24 protein-coding genes and 1 tRNA gene are annotated in these 20,696 nt (G+C 31.5%); 9 read left to right on the top strand and 16 right to left on the bottom strand.

What is annotated here, in order from left to right:
• Positions 1-67 precede the first annotated feature (67 nt).
• The 8 genes from KAT95_00870 to KAT95_00835 all read left to right on the top strand — a co-directional run bounded on the left by KAT95_00870 (position 68) and on the right by KAT95_00835 (position 7,638).
• A complete protein-coding gene (locus KAT95_00870) occupies positions 68-295 on the top strand; it encodes a hypothetical protein (GenBank protein ID MCK4520405.1) in 228 nt (75 codons plus the stop codon).
• Positions 296-357: 62 nt separating this feature from the next.
• Positions 358-1,668, top strand: coding sequence for a UDP-N-acetylmuramoyl-L-alanine--D-glutamate ligase (gene murD / locus KAT95_00865; GenBank protein ID MCK4520404.1), 1,311 nt, complete (start codon positions 358-360; stop codon positions 1,666-1,668).
• 8 nt (positions 1,669-1,676) lie between these two features.
• Positions 1,677-2,834, top strand: a complete 1,158-nt coding sequence (locus tag KAT95_00860) for a cell division protein FtsW (protein MCK4520403.1) — start codon at positions 1,677-1,679, stop codon at positions 2,832-2,834.
• A gap of 4 nt (positions 2,835-2,838) precedes the next feature.
• Complete coding sequence (locus tag KAT95_00855) at positions 2,839-3,969, top strand: UDP-N-acetylglucosamine--N-acetylmuramyl-(pentapeptide) pyrophosphoryl-undecaprenol N-acetylglucosamine transferase (protein MCK4520402.1); 1,131 nt, start codon at positions 2,839-2,841, stop codon at positions 3,967-3,969.
• A 1-nt stretch (position 3,970) separates the two neighbouring features.
• Positions 3,971-5,518 (top strand): glutamate--tRNA ligase, encoded by a 1,548-nt coding sequence (locus KAT95_00850; GenBank protein ID MCK4520401.1) that lies wholly within the window; start codon positions 3,971-3,973, stop codon positions 5,516-5,518.
• Between the two features lie 272 nt (positions 5,519-5,790).
• Positions 5,791-6,297: a hypothetical protein gene (locus tag KAT95_00845; protein ID MCK4520400.1), complete on the top strand. Its 507-nt coding sequence runs from the start codon at positions 5,791-5,793 to the stop codon at positions 6,295-6,297.
• A gap of 96 nt (positions 6,298-6,393) precedes the next feature.
• Positions 6,394-7,338, top strand: coding sequence for a tyrosine-type recombinase/integrase (locus KAT95_00840; protein ID MCK4520399.1), 945 nt, complete (start codon positions 6,394-6,396; stop codon positions 7,336-7,338).
• Between the two features lie 87 nt (positions 7,339-7,425).
• Positions 7,426-7,638 carry a hypothetical protein gene (locus KAT95_00835; GenBank protein ID MCK4520398.1) on the top strand — a complete coding sequence of 71 codons (213 nt, stop codon included), beginning with the start codon at positions 7,426-7,428 and terminating at the stop codon, positions 7,636-7,638.
• A gap of 100 nt (positions 7,639-7,738) precedes the next feature.
• Here KAT95_00835 and uppS read toward each other — a convergent pair whose 3' ends face one another.
• The 3 genes from uppS to KAT95_00820 all read right to left on the bottom strand — a co-directional run bounded on the left by uppS (position 7,739) and on the right by KAT95_00820 (position 9,701).
• Positions 7,739-8,413, bottom strand: a complete 675-nt coding sequence (gene uppS / locus KAT95_00830) for a di-trans,poly-cis-decaprenylcistransferase (protein MCK4520397.1) — start codon at positions 8,411-8,413, stop codon at positions 7,739-7,741.
• Between the two features lie 12 nt (positions 8,414-8,425).
• Positions 8,426-9,358 (bottom strand): FAD-dependent oxidoreductase, encoded by a 933-nt coding sequence (locus KAT95_00825; GenBank protein MCK4520396.1) that lies wholly within the window; start codon positions 9,356-9,358, stop codon positions 8,426-8,428.
• A gap of 166 nt (positions 9,359-9,524) precedes the next feature.
• Complete coding sequence (locus KAT95_00820) at positions 9,525-9,701, bottom strand: hypothetical protein (protein MCK4520395.1); 177 nt, start codon at positions 9,699-9,701, stop codon at positions 9,525-9,527.
• Positions 9,702-9,813: 112 nt separating this feature from the next.
• Here KAT95_00820 and rpmA point away from each other — a divergent pair, with 112 nt between their 5' ends.
• Positions 9,814-10,092, top strand: a complete 279-nt coding sequence (rpmA, locus tag KAT95_00815; protein ID MCK4520394.1) for a 50S ribosomal protein L27 — start codon at positions 9,814-9,816, stop codon at positions 10,090-10,092.
• Here the strand turns inward: rpmA and KAT95_00810 are convergent.
• The 13 genes from KAT95_00810 to dnaJ all read right to left on the bottom strand — a co-directional run bounded on the left by KAT95_00810 (position 10,073) and on the right by dnaJ (position 20,652).
• The gene (locus KAT95_00810; GenBank protein MCK4520393.1) at positions 10,073-11,692 is read right to left on the bottom strand and encodes a CTP synthase; all 1,620 of its coding nucleotides are present in this window, start codon (positions 11,690-11,692) and stop codon (positions 10,073-10,075) included. The genes rpmA and KAT95_00810 overlap by 20 nt on opposite strands.
• 1 nt (position 11,693) lies before the next feature.
• Positions 11,694-12,140, bottom strand: a complete 447-nt coding sequence (gene rplI, locus KAT95_00805) for a 50S ribosomal protein L9 (GenBank protein ID MCK4520392.1) — start codon at positions 12,138-12,140, stop codon at positions 11,694-11,696.
• Positions 12,141-12,295: 155 nt separating this feature from the next.
• Complete coding sequence (locus KAT95_00800; protein MCK4520391.1) at positions 12,296-13,504, bottom strand: S41 family peptidase; 1,209 nt, start codon at positions 13,502-13,504, stop codon at positions 12,296-12,298.
• Positions 13,505-13,633: 129 nt separating this feature from the next.
• Positions 13,634-14,134: an NUDIX domain-containing protein gene (locus KAT95_00795; GenBank protein MCK4520390.1), complete on the bottom strand. Its 501-nt coding sequence runs from the start codon at positions 14,132-14,134 to the stop codon at positions 13,634-13,636.
• Positions 14,135-14,154: 20 nt separating this feature from the next.
• A complete protein-coding gene (locus tag KAT95_00790) occupies positions 14,155-14,595 on the bottom strand; it encodes a hypothetical protein (protein MCK4520389.1) in 441 nt (146 codons plus the stop codon).
• A gap of 9 nt (positions 14,596-14,604) precedes the next feature.
• A complete protein-coding gene (maf, locus tag KAT95_00785; GenBank protein MCK4520388.1) occupies positions 14,605-15,195 on the bottom strand; it encodes a septum formation protein Maf in 591 nt (196 codons plus the stop codon).
• Positions 15,192-16,244, bottom strand: coding sequence for a flippase-like domain-containing protein (locus KAT95_00780; GenBank protein ID MCK4520387.1), 1,053 nt, complete (start codon positions 16,242-16,244; stop codon positions 15,192-15,194). The genes maf and KAT95_00780 overlap by 4 nt, the downstream gene beginning before the upstream one ends.
• A 14-nt stretch (positions 16,245-16,258) precedes the next feature.
• The gene (locus KAT95_00775) at positions 16,259-17,149 is read right to left on the bottom strand and encodes a UbiA prenyltransferase family protein (GenBank protein ID MCK4520386.1); all 891 of its coding nucleotides are present in this window, start codon (positions 17,147-17,149) and stop codon (positions 16,259-16,261) included.
• On the bottom strand, positions 17,146-18,381 hold the full coding sequence (locus tag KAT95_00770; GenBank protein MCK4520385.1) for a glycosyltransferase: 1,236 nt from the start codon (positions 18,379-18,381) through the stop codon (positions 17,146-17,148). Before KAT95_00770 ends, KAT95_00775 begins: the two co-directional genes overlap by 4 nt.
• A 3-nt stretch (positions 18,382-18,384) precedes the next feature.
• Positions 18,385-18,585: a hypothetical protein gene (locus tag KAT95_00765; GenBank protein MCK4520384.1), complete on the bottom strand. Its 201-nt coding sequence runs from the start codon at positions 18,583-18,585 to the stop codon at positions 18,385-18,387.
• A gap of 67 nt (positions 18,586-18,652) precedes the next feature.
• Positions 18,653-19,309: an HD domain-containing protein gene (locus KAT95_00760; GenBank protein MCK4520383.1), complete on the bottom strand. Its 657-nt coding sequence runs from the start codon at positions 19,307-19,309 to the stop codon at positions 18,653-18,655.
• Positions 19,310-19,322: 13 nt separating this feature from the next.
• Positions 19,323-19,396 (bottom strand) — tRNA-Lys (locus KAT95_00755).
• A gap of 173 nt (positions 19,397-19,569) precedes the next feature.
• On the bottom strand, positions 19,570-20,652 hold the full coding sequence (gene dnaJ / locus KAT95_00750; protein MCK4520382.1) for a molecular chaperone DnaJ: 1,083 nt from the start codon (positions 20,650-20,652) through the stop codon (positions 19,570-19,572).
• Positions 20,653-20,696: the final 44 nt, after the last annotated feature.

The following is a 20,696-nucleotide window of genomic DNA, read 5'->3' as shown; positions in this document are numbered from 1 at the left end:
TTGCTGTACTCTTCGCTCTAAAAGAGGCATTGAAAGAGAAATTACTAAAACAAAAGGGGTGATAAAAATGGGAGAAGAAATAAAGATAGCAACAAAAGACCGGATAAGAAGGCGAATACTGCAAAATCTGAATTTGTTGGAAATATATGGAGCTAATAACATTGCTGAAGTTATAGAATGGGCTCACAGGGAAGACTTATTAAATCTTGAACTAAGAGTTGGTCTAATTGGCGAATTTCCAATGCTTACAGAAAAAGGCAGGAAGTGGCTAGAAAAACAAAAAATAAAAGAGTAAAAAATAAAAGATGGGAACGATTAGTTCCCTTATTTTTTTTGACGATTTGAGGATTTTAAGCTATGATAAAAAAAATGAAGCTAAACGAATTAGAAGACAAAACAATACTGGTTTTAGGTTTAGGAAAAGAGGGAATAGATAACTTCAAATTTTTGAGAAGGCTATTTCCGAATAAAATTTTGGGATTGGCAGACCAATTGGAAGTTAAAAGTTTAATTAAAAAAGATAAAAAAGTCAAATCATATTTTGGCAAAGGATACCTCAAAGCCATAAAAAATTACGATATTATAATTAAATCACCAGGTGTTCCAATCCTTTTGCCAGAGGTTGAAAGGGCTTTAAAACAAGGAAAGATAATTTCGCAGACCGAAATATTTTTTAAAAACTGCCCTGGAATAATTATCGGGGTTACTGGCACAAAAGGAAAAAGCACAACTGCTTCTTTAATCTATCAGATATTAAAGGAGGAATTTAACAGGGTAAATTTAATTGGCAACATTGGAAAACCAGTTTTATCTTATTTAGAAAAAGCAAAGGAAAATGATATTTTTGTTTATGAATTATCTTGCCATCAACTATATAATCTTAAAAAAAGTCCTCATATAGCTATTCTATTAAATATTTATCCAGAGCATCTTGATTATTATAAAAGTTTTAAAGAATATATTAAAACAAAAGAAAATATAACTCGCTGGCAGGCAAAAAATGATTATTTGATTTATAATGTCAAAAATAAAATAGTGAAAGGAATTGCCGCGAAATCCAAAGCCAAGAAAATTCCAATTCCTACGAATTACGAATTTATTACGAATATACAAATTAGAGATAAGATTTCTTTAATTGGTAAATTAAATCTCCAAAATGTAATGGCTGCTGTGGCTGTTGGAAAAATTTTGGGAATTTCTTCAAAAAACATTGCCAAGTCAATTAAAAATTTTAAACCTTTGCCACATCGATTAGAGTTTGTGGGCACCCATAAAGGAATTACTTTTTATAATGATTCTCTTTCTACTATTCCTGAAACAGCCATAGAGGCAATAAATGCTTTGGGCAAGAATGTTCAAACATTAATTTTAGGCGGTTATGACAGGGGATTGAATTTTAAAGAATTAGGAAAAGTAATATCAAGAAGTAAGGTGAAAACCTTAATCTTATTTCCAGAAACTGGCAAAAAAATTTGGACTTCTATTGTTTCCAAAAAACGGTTTAAAGCTTTTTTTGTTGATAACATGAAAGAAGCAGTAAAATTGGCTTATAAACATACTAAAAAAGGGAAAATCTGCTTATTGTCGCCAGCTTCGCCAAGTTTCAACATTTTTAAAGATTATCAAGAAAGAGGCGATTTATTTAAAAAATACATAAAAATGTTATAATACTAATAATGAAAAGAGATAGTTTCTTATATTCTAATTATGTCTTTTTAGGGACAATAATTACTTTAATAGGATTAGGGATTATAGTTTTAGCCGGCATTTCAGCGCCTATCTCTCAAGAAAAATTTGGTTATAGCTCTTATTATTTAATTCATCAAATCAAATATGGATTAATACCTGGAATTATTTTAGGTTTTTTGGCTTACAAAGTTCCTTTGTCTCTAATAAGAAAATGGTCTTTAGCCCTGCTTTTAGGAAATCTGGTTTTATTGGGCCTTGTTTTTATTCCTCAAATCAGCTTCCATGTTTACGGAGCTTCCAGATGGATAAATCTTGGTTTTGTTTCTTTCCAACCATCAGAATTTTTAAAAATCAGTTTTATCGTTTATTTAGCTGCTTGGTTAAGTAATTTCAGTCATGGAATTAAAAACAGCAAAGAAAAAATAAAATGGATAAAAAAATGGAATAAAGAGCAAATTACTGAAACAATATACAAAACATTGGCTCCTTTTTTAATAATTATTAGTTTAATCAGTTTGTTCTTAATCAAACAGCCAGATATCAGCACTTTGGGCATTATTCTCATAACAGCTCTTTTAATGTATTTTTCTGCTGGAACGCCTTTCTGGCATAGCATCTTTATGATTTTATTAGGAGTATCAGCTTTAATTATTTTAATAAAAACCGCTCCTTATAGGCTTAATCGAATATTAACTTTATTTGACCCGAGAATAGAACCAATGGGTATAAGCTATCAAATAAAACAGTCATTAATAGCTATTGGTTCTGGAGGCATATTTGGCGTAGGTTTAGGGATGTCATACCAAAAATTTGGATTTTTACCGCAATCAATGTCTGATTCAATTTTTTCTATATATGCTGAAGAGACCGGTTTTATTGGAGCTATGTTTTTAATTCTGCTTTTTCTATTTTTTTTCTGGCAGGGATATAAAATTTATAAAAAAACTGTTGATGAGTTTGCCAGGCTTCTAGTTTTAGGAATTTGCTCTTGGATTTCTATTCAGGCCTTAATCCATATTAGTTCTATGATTGGCATCTTTCCATTAACCGGCATACCTTTGCCATTTATAAGTTATGGCGGCTCGCATCTATTAGCAGAAATGATTGGAATCGGACTATTATTTAATATATCAAAAAACATTTAAAAATATGAAAATTTTATTCACAGGCGGCGGTACTGGAGGCCATATTTATCCAATTATCGCTATCACAAGAGAAATTAAAAAAATCTATAATAATCAGGAATTGATTTTTCATTATATTGGGCCAAAAGATGATTTTGGTTCTGCTTTGCTTTCTAAAGAAGGAATTAAGATTAAAACAATAATAGCTGGAAAAGTCAGAAGATATATAGGCATAAAAAGTTTTTTCCATAATATAATAGATGTTTTATTTAAAACGCCTATTGGAATTTGCCAGTCGTTCTGGCACATTTTTACTCTTGCACCTGAGATTATTTTCAGCAAAGGGGGATATGGCTCAATCCCAGCAGTTTTTTCCGGCTGGTTTTTGCGAGTACCAATCTTCCTGCATGAATCTGATACTGCAGCTGGGTTGGCCAACCGAATTTTAACTAAATTTTCCTTAGAAATTTTTGTTTCTTTTCCTGTCCAAAAAACTGAATTTTTTCCGCAAGAAAAATTAATTTCTATTGGAAACCCTATCAGAATTGAAATCCTGCAAGGAGATAAAAAAGAGGCGCAAAGGATGTTAAAATTAAGCGGGACAAAGCCAGTTATTTTGATTCTAGGCGGCTCTCAAGGAGCTCAAAGGATTAATGACAAAATCTTGCAAATTCTGCCAGATTTTCTAAGAGAGTTTGAAGTAATTCATCAAGTTGGTTTGAAAAATTTCAAAGGAGTTCAATCTGAAGCTAAAGTCGTTATTCCTAAGGGATTAGAAAATTTTTATCATGTCTTTCCAGTATTAGATGAAAAAACTTTAAAAAATGCTTATGCGGCTTCTGACCTTATTATCTCCAGGGCTGGCTCTGGCTCTATTTTTGAAATCGCTGCTTTGGGCAAACCATCTATTTTAATTCCTTTGCCAGAATCAGCACAAAACCATCAATTAAAAAACGCTTATTGTTTTGCCGGAACAGGCGCTTCTATAGTTATTGAGGAATCCAATTTTACGCCTCATTTCTTTTTAGAAAAACTGAAACACTTGTTTGCGCAAAGGCATGCAATGAAGGAAATGGCAGAAAAAGCAAAAAAATTCTCAAAGCCAAAAGCAGCAAATATAATTGCTGAATATATTGTTGAATACCTTAAACAATAAAATGACTAATCAAATTAGAACAAGAATTGCTCCATCGCCTACAGGACTCTTGCATATTGGAACTGCCAGGACAGCTCTTTTTAATTATATTTTTGCCAAACAAAACCAGGGGCAGTTTATTTTAAGAATTGAAGACACTGATTTAGAAAGATCAAAACCAGAATATGAAAAAAATATTATGGAAAGCCTGGAATGGCTTGGATTAAAATGTGATGAATTTTATAAACAAAGCGAAAGATTAGATATTTATGAAAAATATATCAGAAAACTTTTAGATGAAGACAAAGCATACTATTGTTTCTGCACAGAAGAAGAATTGGAAGCTCAAAAAGAATATCAAATTTCTGTAGGTCAAGCTCTTAATTATTCAGGCAAGTGCAGGGGGCTTTCTAAAAAAGAAGTTGAAAAGAAGTTAAAAGAAAAAAAACCTTTTGTTATCAGGTTTAAAGTTCCGGAAACAGCAAAAAAAATAGTTTTTGATGATTTAATCAGAGGGAAAATTGAATTTATATCCAAACTAATTGGTGATTTTATTATTAGCAAAGGATTGAAAAAACCTTTTTATAATTTTGCCGCAGCTATTGATGATTCTGAAATGGAAATTTCCAATGTTATTAGAGGAGAAGATCATATTTCTAATACGCCAAAACAAATTCTTATTCAACAAGCATTAGGTTTTTCTCATCCAAAATACGCGCATTTACCACTGATATTGGGTCCTGATAGAAGCAAACTAAGCAAGAGGCACGGCGCTTCCTCTATCACAGAATATCAAGAAAAAGGTTATCTTAAGGAAACTTTAATCAATTTTATGGCATTTTTAGGCTGGAATCCTGGAACAGAAAGAGAAATCTATGTCTTGCCTTCACTAATTAAAGAGTTCTCATTAGAAAAAATTCAAAAAGGAGGCGCGATTTTTAACATCAAACGGCTTGACTATTTAAACGGATTTTACATCCGTCAGAAATCAAATAAAAGGCTAGCTGAATTATGCATTCCTTATTTAATAAAAGCAGGTTTAATAGAACAATGGGTATCAACTATAGAGAACTGTTCTCCTAAGGAGAACAGTTCTCAAAAATTTGAATTATTCAAAGAAAAAAAACCAGAGTTTAAAATAAAAGAAACAGGCGAAATCATTGGCTGCGATTATTTAATAAAAGTCGTAAAAGCATACCATGAAAGATTAAGATATTTATCAGAGATTGCTGAATTTACGGATTTCTTTTTTAAGAAGAGATTAGAATATAATAAAGATTTGTTAAAATGGAAGGATATGACAGATAAAGAAGTTAATGATACTCTTGACAAATTAGAGAAAATATTGTCTAAAATAGAATCTAAAGATTTTAATAAAGAGAACTTAGAAAAGATTTTAATGTTTGAAGCAGGGAAGGCAGGGGATAGAGGAAAGCTTTTATGGCCATTAAGAGTGGCTCTGACAGGAAAAAAGGCGTCTGCCGGGCCTTTTGAAGTCGCTGACATTCTAGGAAAAGAGAAGTCTATTAAAAGAATTAAAGAAGCCAGAGAACTGTTCTCCAAAAATTAATTTATTGGTTTAAAATAAAAAAAAGACAGCTCTTAGAGAACTGTATATAAAAAGCTGTTTAAATTAAAACTTAGGTTTGGGGTATGTCATTTTTTTCTCGATCCTGTTTAGTATTATTCTTATGATTCCTGATAAAAATATTATAAAAGCAAGAATAATATTAAAGCAAATTTTTCGGCAACCATTACCAAGGAAGCAACACAAAATAACCCCAGTATTAATCCCATTATTAATATCAATCCTATCTTCGCCATTTTTTTTCACCTCCTATGATGAACTACTTAAAATTATACAAAAATATATTAATTTTGTCAATAGCTGGTTTAATTTTGCCGAGTTTTTGTTTTGCCCAGACAACTGTTGAAGCTCCGAGTACTTTTACAGAGGCAAAAGATTTTATAATAAGATTGGTTAAGCCATTGCCAAATATAATGAAGGATATCTGGCAAAACAAAGTTCTGCCTTTTTGGCAAAAAATGGCAGAAAAGGTTTCTAATTGGTGGAAAACATCGGTTTTGCCATGGCTAAAGAGTATCATGCCAACCCTTAGATTATGGTTTAACGAGGCAGTAGACTGGTTTTCAGGTATTTGGCATGAAACCATTAAGCCCTGGATCCAAAATATATTAGATAAAATTAAAAGTTTCATAAATGAAAAAATCATTGAAAGAAAACCAGTTATTGAGCAAGAATTTGAGAAAGAAAAACAAGAATTAAAACAAGAAATTCCTGAAGCCGGCAAAGGATTATGGCAAAAACTTAAAGACCTTATAAAATAGTGGCAGATACGGCAGAGAAGGGCTTGACACAGCCATTTGGCTGTTATATTATTAATATATATCGTGTCGTATAATGTACCTTAATGGCTATTAGCTATGAACAAAATTGACCAACCTATTAAAGTCCTCTTTTCTGACTATTTAGATTGGTTAGAGTTAGAAAAAGGTCTTTCTGATAAAAGTCAAGAAAACTATTCAAGATTTTTGAAAAAGTTTTTTGATTTTCTAAAGATAAATAAAATAGAAAATATAAAACCACATGAACTAACAACAGATCATATCTGGAAATATAGATTATTTCTTTCTCGCCAATATCTTCAGAAGGATAAAAAACCTTTAAAACGTTCAACACAAAATTATTATTTAATTGCTTTAAGGTCACTTTTAAGTTATTTCACTGAAAAAGATATTTTATCTCTTCCACCAGAAAAGATAAAACTACCTAAAGAAAAAGAAGAAAGAACTGTAAATTTTCTTACTTTAGAACAAGTCAAAAAGCTTTTAGACGCGTCTAAGACCTCAAATATAAGAGATCTGAGAGATAAAGCCATTTTAGAAACCTTTTTTTCTACAGGATTAAGAGTTGCAGAATTAGTAAATCTTAATCGAGACCAAATTAAAATAAAACCTGATACTAAGGAATTAGAGATTAGTATTATAGGCAAAGGAGGTCATCCTCGAACTGTTTATTTATCAGAAAGAACTATTAACTGGCTTAGAAAGTATTTAGAGATACGTAATGACAAAGAAAAAGCTCTATTTATAAACTATAGAGGGAAAAACCCTGGAACTCGTTTAAATGTAAGAAGCATGGAACGTACAGTTAAAAAATACGCTATTTTAGCCGGACTCCCTATAACCACTTCCTGCCACACACTTAGGCATAGTTTTGCAACCGATCTACTTATGAAAGGTGTTGATTTAAGAGTTGTACAAGAGTTTCTAGGCCATCGTAATATAGTTACTACTCAAATATATACCCACGTTACCAAGCCTCACCTAAAAGAAATACACCAAAAATATCATGGTATCAAAGATTAATTAATAAAAATAAGAAGTACCATCCTCTAAAAGAATAAAAAAAACAGAGGTTAAATCCCCTGTTTTTTTCGTAAATCAATATAAAATTTGACAAATTTATTAATTACTGTTATCATTTTGAATATAGGAGGTGTAATGAAAATGTTCTTTAAATTAAAGATGCATCTTGGAGAATTTCTTATGAAAATAGGTTATTTGGTAGAAATGACCATAATCTATTATCCAGAAATAGAACGCGGTGTGTATTTCGGAAGAACGATGAAACAGTGGCAATACGAACAAAAAATAGGCTGTAAATAAAGAGTTAAGCTCGTTTAAATCAAGATTTAAACGAGCCCCTTTTTTTCGTTTTAAACCCGGTCACAAATTAAAACGATCGTACTGATTTGTGATGAAACATTTACTCCCCGAAGCGGCGAAGGTGGCGAGAATATTCATTAATAGCTTTATCTAAATCCTTTTCAGTAAAATCAGGCCAATATTTATCAAAAAAGAAAATTTCAGAATAGGCTGCCTGCCAGATTAAAAAATTAGAAATCCGTTTCTCTTTGCCAGTCCTGATAATTAAATCAAGGTCGGATGTCCAAAGATTTTTGGAAATTATATTTTCATCAATTTTTTCTAAAGAAATTTTCTTTTTAATTATATTTTTTATTGCTTCAACGATTTCCGCCCTGCCTCCGTAGCTTAAGGCTATATTTAAAATCATTGCCTTGTTGTTCTTAGTAATTTTTTCAGCATTCTCTATCACCTTTTGAATGCCATTGGATAATTTCTCTTTCTGACCAATTACTACAACCTTAATTCCTTGTTTGTCAAGCTCTTTAAGACCTATAATGCCTTTAATCAGTTCCATTAAATAATCAACTTCTTTTTTTGGTCTTTTCCAATTTTCAGTAGAAAAAACAAATAATGTTAGAATTTTTATTCCTTTGTTTTTACAAGCCTTTATAATTTTTTTCACCTTTTCCCTGCCCTTTTTATGACCCTCAAAAACAGGCAAGTTCCTTTCTTTTGCCCATCTTCTATTGCCATCTAAAATAATGCCTAAATGATGAGGTGTCTTCTTTTTCATTTGACTAAATGATTAAAACAAAAAATCTCCTTCTATGTTAACTTCTTTTGGCAGAAGCCATGGAAAATTTCTTCCGGAAAAATAAACTGTTTTTTTTACTATTTTTGAAAAAATAATTTTAGGAAGAAAAAACTTATTGACTTCCTTTTTATATTTTATAAAATCTGGGAAATTCTTCAAGAGGAGATCAGCGCATATCAAAGACCATATTACTCCCCCGCCTGACCAGGGCTTGGTAAGGCCAATGGCATCGCCGCAAAGAGTGATTTTAGAATTTTTAGGAATAATTGGCTTGAATGTCTGCGGAATTATTCCTGCTTTTTTTCTTATTAAATAAACTTTCTTTTCTTTTAAAAAGTTATCAAAATAATTCTTTGCTTTTTTTATATCTTCTATTATACCATATTCTATTGTTTCTCCTCTAGGAATTTTCCAAATAAAACCAGAATTAGTTGCCCAAGTTTCAACACAATTAGAATCATCTTTTTTTTCTAAAAATCCTTGGATAGACAGAAAAAATTGCGGTTCTGAAAGATTGAGTTCTTTCCTAATAATGGAATTAGGACCATCGCATCCAATTATTTTGTCAAATTCTTGAGGAATATGGTCTACTTTATGATTTAAAAAAATCTCTGCGCCTGCATGCTTAGCTAATTCAGCAGCCATATTGTCTAATTTGTAATGATCCATTGCAAAAAAACTTTGCTTAAAAACCAATCTTACGGTTTTTCTTGGAAAATGGACTAATACTTCTCTTATTTCGTTTTGGATTAGTTTTCTGCTTTCTGGAATAAAATTAAGTATTCTATGGCTGAAAAGTCCTGAACAGGCCTCCTTTCCAATTTTATTCCTTTTTTCAAAAACACTTACTTTGTGACCTTTTTTCGAAAGCTTCCATGCCAGATACAATCCAGAAATACCTGCTCCGACAATAGCGATTCTCATAAAAAATTAATAATTCTTGCTCTGAAAACAAATTTTTCAAATTAGGTTAGTGAGGATTCTGAATTTTCCGAAGACGCGTCGGAGCCCTTTAGGGTAAAGCGCAAGGAAAATTTGGAATCCGAGCAAACCGTAAAAATTTGAAAAATTTGGTTCATAAAGCGATAAATTAATTGGAAATTAGAAATTGGTCATTAGTCATTTCAAACTGAATTGGTTCTTTATTTTCTTGCTTAGCCACGATATAGCCCATAGCAAAAGAAAACAAAGAAATTAAAATAACTCCAATAACTAATATAATATCTTCTCTATTTTGTTTGACAAATTGAAATAATTTTGATAACATAAAGATAGTTTAAAGTTCAAAATTAAAAGTTAAAAGTCATAGTTAAAAGTTTAAAGTTAATTTTTAATTTTTCACTTTTAATTTTTAACTTGACTGAACGAAGTGAAGGAACATGTCTAAGACAAAAGCAACTGGTGCAACAAAATTAGGAAGAGATTCTAGGCCCAAATATTTAGGGGTTAAGCTTTATAGCGGCCAGAAAGCAAATGCAGGCAGTATTATTATTCGCCAGCGCGGAACAAAGTTTCTTCCTGGAACAAATGTCAGACGAGGAAACGATGACACCCTTTATGCTGTTAAAGAAGGCATTGTTAAGTTTATTACTAAAAGAAAAATAAAGTTTGATAAAAGCCAGCGGATAGTTAAAAAGGTCAATGTAGAGACGCCTTAATAAATTCTTTGAATAATGGATGGGGATTCAAAAATCTTGATTTAAATTCTGGATGAAACTGCACACCGATAAAGAAAGGGTGTTTTTTTAATTCTATAATTTCTACCAAGTCCTTTTCTGGATTTATACCAGCCATAAGCATACCGTTGCTTTCTAAAACGTTCTTAAACTCATTATTTAGCTCGTAACGGTGCCTATGGCGCTCAGAAATGTATTTCACCATCTTGTAACTCTTCCAGCTCTTAGTGCCTGTTTTTAGCTCGCAGTTATAAGCGCCTAACCGCATAGTCCCGCCATATTTTTTTTCTTTCAAAAGAACTTTTTGTTCAGGCATTACATCAATTATTGATTTTTGGCAATGAGATGTAAATTCAGTAGATCCTGCTTTTTTTAGACCGCAGACATTCCGCGCAAATTCAATTACTGCTAACTGCATTCCTAAACAAAGCCCTAAAAAAGGGATTTTTTCTTTTCTGCAAAACTCAATGGCTTTTATCTTACCTTCTATTCCCCTACTGCCAAAACCTCCTGGAACAATAATCCCGTCATATTTTTTTAATTCTTTTAAAGATTTTGAATTTCTTTCAAAGCTTCCAGCTGCTATCCAATGAATCTCCGGCTCCCTGTTATAAAACCACGAAGCATGCTTTACTGCCTCAATTACTGAAATATAAGAGTCCATTAACGTAAACTTCCCTGTTTCAAAATACTTGCCAACTATTCCTATCTTAACTGGTTTTTTCTTTCTATTTATGATTTTTACTATTTTCTCCCATTTTTCCAAATTACTTTTTCTTGGCTTCAAATTAAACTTTTTCAAAATCTGATTGCCTAACTTCTCTTTTTCAAAATTCATTGGCACCTCGTAAATTGATTTAATATCAGGCGCAGAAATTACATCTTTAATATTTACATTGCAAAAAATTGAAATTTTTCTTTTCCTCGGTTCATCTAATGGAAATTGGGAACGGCCTAAAATAATATCTGGCTGTATGCCGGCCTCATTTAATAATCTTACTGCGTTCTGTGTTGGCTTTGTTTTCATTTCGCCGATCATTTTTGGAATTGGCAAATAACTTACCAAAATAAAAAGAACATTTTTTGGATAGCGAAGCTTTGTCAATCTTGCTGCTTCTAAAAACAACATATTTTGGTACTCGCCTACTGTTCCTCCAATCTCAACCAAAACAAAATCAGCCTTGTTCTTTTTGGCTGATTTTAATATTCTGGAAATGGCTTCATTGGGAATATCTGGGACAACTTCAACACATCTACCTCCATATTCTAAATTTCTCTCTCTGTTTATTACTGCCTGATAAACTCTGCCAGTAGTAATATAATTAATAGTTGATAAATCTGCGTTGAAAAATCTTTCGTAATTTCCAATATCCTGATCGCATTCCACGCCATCATCAGTTACAAAAACCTCTCCATGTTCAATAGGGTTCATTGTACCCGCATCAATATTAATATATGGATCAATTTTAACCGCTGTTACTCTAAATCCTTTACTTTGTAAAATTTTTCCTATTGATGCTGTAGCTATCCCTTTGCCAATGCCTGACATTACACCGCCGGCAATAAAAATAAGTCTTGGCATATTATCTCTCTTCAATGACTATTACTCTTATTTCTGCTTCTAAATTATGCTCAAGTTTTATTTTAATTGGATACTCGCCAATTTCTTTAATTGGTTCTTTCAAGTCAATTTGAGATTTTTTAATTTCAAAACCCAGTTCTTTTAATTTATCAGAAATTTTTTGAGCGGTTATTGATTCAAATAGCTGCTTCTCTTTTCCAGTTTTAACTGTAATGGTTATTTCTAATCCGTCTATTTTTGTAGCTGTATCCTGAATATTTTTAAGCTCTTCTTCTGATTTCTTTTCTAATGTCTCTTTCTGCACTGACAGCCACTTAAGATTTTTTTCTGTTGCCAGCTTAACCAATCCCTTGGGCATAAGGAAATTCCTGGCATAGCCGTCTGCCACCTCCTTAATTTCATATTTCTTTCCTATTTTTTCTATATCTTGTAGAAGAATTACTCGCATAATCGTAATAGCGAAGAAAACAGATTTTTCAAATTCTGGGGTTTGGGCGCGGCGAAGCCCGAAGGGCAAAGCCCAAAGGGCGAAGGGGGGCTGAATTTGAAAAATTTTGTTTTCGGAGCTAGAAAAAATCTCGTTTTAACTTTTTAGTTATTTTACTACATTTCTTTTAAAATTTCAACTGCCTTTTCTAATTGCGGGTCTTTTCCCTGTTCATAATCCTCTAATGTCATTTCCACTTTTATATCCGGCTTTAATCCTTTATCAGTTAAAACCTCGCCCTTTGGAGTAAGCCAACTAGCTATAGTAATCTTTAAGCTCCCCTCACTCAAATATTCTAAGGATTGAACCGTTCCTTTTCCAAATGTTTTTTCTCCAATCAGCTTTACTTGTCTATTGTCTCTTAAAGCGCCAGCCAAAATTTCAGAACCAGAAGCTGAACCCTCATTAATTAAAACTACTATTGGATATGATAAAAACTTCTCTGGACCCTTTGCTTTGTATAGTTTCTGCTCTTTTTCTTCGCCAAAATCTTCAATAGTTACAATTTGTCCTTTTTCCAAAAACCATCCAGTAATATCCTGGGCTACGGTTAAATAACCGCCTGGATTATTTCTTAAGTCCAAAATAATTCTTTCAGCAGATGAATCTAAAATCTCTCTGGCAGCTGTTTTAAAATCATAAGCAGCTTTTTCAGAAAACTGATAAAGCTTAATATGGGCAATGTCATCCTGCCTTTCATCGCTGGAAGATATTAATTCCCAAGCCAAAGACGGTATCTTTATAACGCCTCTTACAATTTTGATTTCTTTTGTCTCCCCCCAATCTTCTCTGTAAATAGTTAAAGATACTTCAGTCCCTTTTTGCCCTCTAATAAGTTTTACTGCCTCATCTATGGCTATATTAATAGTAGAAATATCATCTATTTTTATAATTTTATCGCCTGGCCTTAATCCAGCTTTTTGCGCAGGAGTTCCTTCTAATGGCGCAATTACAGTTAAACCTTTCTCTCTTATTCCTATCTCCATGCCAACGCCTTCAAATACTCCTTTCACATCTTCTTCAAATATCTTTGCTTCTTCAGGGTTGAAAAAAACCGTATAAGGATCTCCTAAGCTTTCTACCATGCCTGAAATCGCTCCGTAAATTATTTTTTCATTGTTAAAATCTTCTGGATGCGCGTATTTCTCTTTCAAAGTATTATAAACCTCCCAAAATAGAGAAAAATTCAATTCATCAGAAGGAGAAATCATCCTTTTTCCTTCAATTTCGCCAAAATAATATCCAAACCCAAAACTAAACAAAACTGCAATAATTATCAAAAATGCAATTATAATTTTTTTAAATTTTCCAATTAAAAAAGACATAATTTATATTTAGTATATCAAAATTCAGGCGAAAAATCCACTCTATTGCTTGAATTTGAACTTTTTCCGTATAGCTAATATAACAAACCCATATTTACCTATCTCTTTCTTTGTATAAAACTTATTCATTCACTTAAATACATTTTCTAAACTTTTATCAAGATTAAAAACTACATCAAACTTTTTTAATTCTTCTGGTTTAATCCATTTATATTCGGTGTGTTCCCAATCTAATTTTATATTTGGTTCATTCCTTAATTCCACCGAAACAGGACAAACAATCCAAATTTTATTTACTTCAGCATCTGTAAATTCATAAGGTTCTCCTATGTGAATTGATGAAATATTATCTTCGCTAATTCCTATCTCTTCTTTAATCTCCTCTACGATTTTTTCACGAACAGGTTTTATTTCATCAAGATATCCAGCAATTGTATTCCATTTTTCTTGATATACACGGACTTTATTACTTCGCTTCAGTAAAAGAATCTTATCTTTATATTTTATAAAAACAGTTATTACCGGAGCAATATCAGAATTTGAGTAATCAATTCTCCCATCTGGAAATTTTGGTAATTTTTTAGCAAATTCTTTTATGGTTTTTAATATTTTCTCTTCTGTTTTATCCATATTAAGTAAAATATTTCATTTCAATTCTCTTTTATCTTATTCAAATCCCCACAAAGAATAAGAGGGCTCATAGCTTCTATTTCTTCCTTGTAATTTATGCCAGGAATGGGATTTAGTAAAAATATCTTTTTACCTAAAACATAAGCAAATCCCATTTCTAAAAAAGTATTGCCTCCGATATAGTTTTTAATCCCATTTTTATCAAAATTCAAAACTAAAACCGCATCACTGTCTTTTATTCTTTCTATATGCTCATCAATCAATGATTTTTTTAGTTTCAATAAATCTTCTGTGAGATTGTTTTTCCTCATTGCGTGAAAATCCTTCATAGATACAGTATTACCGTTCACCCCAATTTCTGGCGACCAGATAAAAACAAGATGGTTATTTTTTTCTAATTCTTTCTTAATGTCATAACACTCTTTTGTAAAAAATGCTGATGAGCAAATTGTTATTTTCATAATTAAAATTTAAACTTGATTAAATTTATAACCGACTTCGGGAAGCATTTCCACTATTGTTTCCAAAGGAATGCCTCCTAAAAGATTGTAATAACTTCCTTCTATTCTTTTAACAAATGCCGAGCTGCAATGCCTTAAAGCATCATAACCTAAGGCAAAAGTATTAAAATGAGAATCTTCATTAAGATATTTTTCAATCTCTTTATCTGAAAGTTTTCTCATAAATACCTCTGTTTTAACAACTCTTGAAATTACTTTGTCCAAAGCTGTATTAATCATATAAATTCCTGTATAAAATTGATGGTTATTTCCAGACAGAGATTGTAGCCGCTGAAATTCCTCTTCTTTTGACTTTGGTTTTTCCAGAATTTTATCATTGAAATACCCGACTGAATCCATTCCAATTACAATAGCGTCTGAATGATTTTTAGCCACTGCTTCAGCTTTTAATTTTGATAATGTTTTTACTAATTCTTCAGGATTATTTCTCTTTGCTTGAGATTCATCAACATTACTCCCTTCCATTTCAAAATCAATTCCTAAATATCCAAATGCTTCTTTGCGGTGCGGAGAAGTTGTAGCTAAAATTAGTTTGGTCATATTTTATTATTTCTGAAAATATCAACAAATTTTTGAATAGCTGCTCCTAATCTTTCTGCCAAAGTTTTTATTTCAAAGTGGACTAGCAAAAGAATTCCCAATCCTGCCATAATTAAACTAAAGCATCTTACTATTAAACTAAAAGCGATACCCATATTTAAATTTAAACCAAAAATATCAAAGATTAATGCCTGGCTCCATTCAAAACTTCCCAATGCGGCTGGAATAGGAATAAAATAAACCAAATCTATTAAAGCATTAACAGATAGTAATTCTTTAAAATTTAAGATACTTCCTAAAAATAATATTATCAGCCAATAAGATAAAATTAAAAGTAAAATTTCTATCAGGGTTAAAAAAGAAACTATTATCAATTTAGCTTTTTGGTGCTTAAAAAAATAAAATATATCTCTCTCAATATCAGCAATTTTTGTTTTCATTCCATTTATTAAGCCTACTCTATCTAAACGAAGAAACTCAATAAAGAATGTGAAAAATCCTTTTTTATCTGGAGATTTTCTAATTATGCGGGAATAAAAAAGACAAAATATAAGGAAGAAAAAAAGTGTTATTCCAGAAATTATAATTTCAAAAATAAAAGGTAAATTAAAAGAAAGAAATAAAAACAATACTCCTAAAACAATGAAGAAAAACAATATACTTAGAAAAACAGCTTCGCTTATAATAATGGAAACGATAATTTTATCTAAAGAGGCCTTTGTTTTTTCCTTAATAATATATGCCTTAAACGGCTGGCCTCCAGCAAAAATAACCGGGGTGAGATAATTAATAGTAAAACCAACAGTCCTGGCTATTAAAACATCTAAAAAGGAAATTTTTTCAGATAATTGAGTTTTTAATATAATTTTCAGCCGCAGAGTTCCAACTAAAAAACTAAAGATAATAACCCCAAACACAAAAAAGAACTGGCTTATTGAAATATTGGAAAGAGCGGAAACTATATTTTCAAGCCCTATTTCCTTAAACGCAATAAAAAAAAGGATTAAACCTATTAATAGAGTGAAGGAGAAAAATATGAACTTTTTCATAAAGGTGAGAGGATCTATTCAAAGAATATTCTCTTTATTTTATTTTGATAGGGTTTTATTTTATTCTCATAAATTATATTCGGTAAAAGCAATCCCTCCATTAATGTATCTTTGATTCTCTCTTTGCCAAGCTGCCTGATTAACTTAAACGGAAGCCACCAAAATATTAAAAGCAATAAAGCAAAATAAAAAAACCACCATTCAATACCTGAATAATATTTCAATATTATTATTTCAAATAAAAATATGGAAACTATTAAAAAAAGAAAAAGGAAGAGATAGCTTCTTCCCTTGCCAATTTTAATGGCAGTAGTTTGTGTATTCCCTAAATCCTCTTCATAATCCATTATTTGATGCGCTAAAAGGACATTGGCGCTCAATATAGTGAACAGAAATGAAATTGCCAGCAAAGACATATTAATAATTCCTTGAGCTAAAAATACTCCAGCCAAAAAAAGAAAAAGTCCTAACGCAAAACCATGGCTGACTATATCAATAATATTTCTTTCCTTAAGGCGGATATAAGACATTGAATAAAGGGTAGCGCCGAAAATAGATAATAAAACAAAAATAAATCCAATAAAATTTATAAAAAGAGATAGACAAATAGAAATCATTAATAATATTCCAGACAGAGTTAAAACGCCTTTCTTGGTCACAAATCCTTGAGCTAATGGATTGCTTTTTGACTTGATTTTCTTTGGATTTTTTTTGTCTATTTCTACATCAAAATAATTATTTATTACAAAAGCGTAAGAAACAGTGCAGAAAGAGATAATTGCAATAAGAATAATGTTATTAAAAGAAACATTCGCTAATATTGCTCCAACAATAGGAATCCAGAAAAAGAATTTAACCGTATCCTTAACTCTTAACATTTTAAAATAATAATGATAGTTTCTCATTTTTGGCTTATAATCTGATCAAACTTAAAATTTGTAAACTTGTCTTTGATCAAATCAAGGCTTTTATTTTTTGATTTACGATTTTCTTTTTTCTGAATTATTAATTTTTTATAAAGATTAATGAGTTTTTCCGCGGCTTTCTCTGAAGAAAAACTATTAGCCATTTTTTCTGCTCTCTCTGAAATCCTCTTTCTTAATTCTCCTTGCTCTACTAACCTTAAAACAGCTTGGCTGAATTCATTAACATTATTAGAGGTTAAAATACCATTTTTTCCATCTATGACAGCATCTTTTATTCCGTTAGCGTTTATAGCTATAATAGGAAGGCCGGAAGCCATAGCCTCAGTGATAACAGTTGGCTGAACCTCTGAAAAAGAGCTAAAAAGGAAAATATCAGCTGCCTTGTAAAAAGAAGGGATTTTCTGCCAATCTACTTTGCCTGTAAATATAATCTTATTTTTTAATCCTATTTTATCGCTTTCAGATATTAACGCTTTTTTAGAAGGACCATCCCCTATTATTATAAAATAAACATCTGGATTTTTTAAGCTAATCTGCTTAAATGATTTTAACAAAAAAGAAATGTTTTTTTCTGGAGCTAATCTACAAACTGTTAATAACACGCATTTATCCTCGCCTATATTATATTTTTCTCTTATTGCTTTGCCATTTGCTTGAATAAATCTGTTTAAATCAATTCCGGATGGAAGAATAGTTATTGGCGTCCTTACTTTGTATTTTAAAAGAGAATTCTTAATGTCTTCAGTCGGAGCAATCACAGAATCGCAGGAATTAGCATACACAGCGCAAAGAGACAATGCAAGCGGCTTGCTTATTTCTTTGGGTAGATAAGGAACATAGTGCGTGTAATATTCATAACGGGTATGCTGTGTAAAAACCAAAGGAATATTAAACTTTTTAGCATGATACCATGCAATCTGCCCGCAAATAAAAAAATGCTGCGTATGGGCAATATCTAAATTTATTTTTTTGATTATTCTACTAATGCGAGGAGAAGAAATTATAGGCAATGGATAAGAAATTTTGTAATTAAGGTCTATTGATTTAAAACGGAAAACTCGCGGATTTTCATCTTTATAACCGCGATTTTCAGCCGCAAAAATAAAAACCTGATGGCCCTGCCTTTCCAACTCTTGCCGGTAATTCTCTATTATCGTAACAACCCCGCTAACAATCGGCAAATATATATTAGTAAAAATCCCTATCCGCATATATTACTTTTCTATTATTCTCCAAACTTTTTCTAAAAATTTATTTTTTCTAATTCTCCACTCGTATTTCATTATAAGAAGCCAAACACCGATTAAAATCAAAATACAAGGCCATGTGATACCCCAAGTTTGAGTAGTAATAATTCCCAAGTTTTTTGCAAGGAATATCACTCCTAAAAGTATAAAAATTAAAGCAAATAACATAATAAATTATATTATTATAACAAAGATAAAAATAAAAAAGAAGTATAGAAAATTCACTTTATTTTTATTATAATTTATCCATTTTCCTTGGCGGCAAATTCTTTAATTCTTTTTTATAGAAATCAATTTTATAACGAAATACGGTCGGTTTAGTTTTTTTCAAATAACTGCCAATAGTATCTGCAAATGCCAATAAAATTAGCTCTAAATAGATACTATCTAAAAATTTTTTCCTAAAATTTTTGTATTCTTTTTGGAAATTTGAATTTTCGGGGGTGATTATCTCATGAGCTAAACTGTGATTTTTGATTATATCTGCAACAATTTTAGACTCTTTTTTGGATAGATTAAATCTTTTTAATATTTTTACTGCTTTTTCCGCCCCTTTTTGCTCATGGCCAGGAAAATCCATAAAACCGTTAAAATCAATCATTGTTTCTTTTTTGCCAATATCATGAAACAATGCCGCAACTCTTAATAAATCTTTCCTTGATTTTTTTTCAACAATTTCATTTAAAACTTGCTTAGTTTCTTCTCTTAAATTGCGGATGATTTTTTCTAAATTATCTAAAACAGAAAGTATGTGATTAAAAACTGTTTCTTTATTATGCCAATAGTTGCTTTCAACAAGCTCCTTGAGTTCATAAAATTCCGGCATTAAATCAATCAATCTCCCTTTTTTTATATTATTTTTATTCAATAATGAGATATCTGCTTTATTCATATTAAAACTTATGTGCGCCCAGCAGGAATCGGACCTGCAACCACCGGCTTAAAAGGCCGTTGCTCTACCTAGTTGAGCTATGGGCGCAACGCTTCGCTAAATTAAAAACTAAAAATGAAAAACTAAAAACTATTTCTGCGAAGAAAACAAATTTTTAAATCGCAGGTGTGGGCGAGCAAAATTTGCAAAGCAAATTTTAGGGATAAGCGATTCTAAAAATTTTGTTTTCGCAGCAGGAAATTTATCCTTACTTTTTACTTTTACATTCCTTCTTCCTTCAATTTTTTTAATAATTCTTTTTGTGTTCTTGTTAATTTCTTTGGCGTTTCTATTTCTAATTCTACATACATATTTCCCCTGCCAAAGCCAGCAAAACGAGGAATGCCTTTTCCAGAAATTCGCAAGACCTTTCCTGATTCAGTGCCGCTTGGCACTTTTAATAAAATCTTTTTGCCTTCTAGGGTTGGCGCTTCTTTTTCATCTCCTAAAACTGCCTGTGAAAAAGAAATAGGAATTAAAATGTATAAATCATCGCCTCTTCTTATAAAAAGATGGTGTTTTTTCACAAGAATTCTGACATATAAATCACCTGCTTGTCCTCCCTTTTCGCCAGCATCGCCTTTTCCTTCAATTTTTATCACTTGATTGGTATCAACGCCAGCAGGAATATAGAGAATAATTTCTTCCTCTTTTTTGATCCTTCCTTGGCCTTTGCAAACATTACAAGGTTTTTCCGGCTTTGTTCCTTCTCCTCCGCATTCAGGGCAGATAACATAACGGGTTACAGAGCCAAAAATCGTTCTTTTTATCTGCTGAACCTGTCCTGTGCCGCGGCAGGTAAAACATTCTTTTACAGAAGTTCCTGGTTCAGCTCCAATTCCATTACAGCGGGAACAAACAACCATTTTATAAAGTGTAATTTTTTTCTCTTGGCTTTTTAAAACTGCTTCTAATGGAATCTCAATGTCAATTTCAATATCTTTTCCTCTTTTTAGGTCTTTCTTTCTCCTGTCTGCAGAACCTGTCCCAAAAAATTCTTCGAATATCTCCCCTATATCGCCAAAATCTCCAAATTCTTCACCACCAAACCCGGCGCCAAAATCAAAACCCGGGTCAAAACCTTGACCAGCGCCATCAAATGTTCTGCCAAAACGGTCATACTGGGCTCGCTTATCTTTATTAGAAAGAACCTGATATGCCTCGTTTATCTCTTTAAACTTTGCCTCACTTCCTCCCTTATCCGGATGGTGTTTATGAGCCAGCTTTCTATATGCTTTTTTTATTTCTTCTTGATTGGCATTCCTAGCAATGCCAAGTATTTGATAATAATCTTCAGGCATCATATAAACATATTAACATTTAAACATATTAACAAAATTCAAATTCA

This window comes from Candidatus Parcubacteria bacterium (assembly GCA_023131895.1).
In the GTDB taxonomy this organism is placed as follows: domain Bacteria; phylum Patescibacteriota; class Minisyncoccia; order Minisyncoccales; family JAGMDC01; genus JAGLYZ01.
The sequence above is the reverse complement of the archived record's forward strand: the minus strand, read 5'-3'. Positions and strand labels throughout refer to the sequence as shown.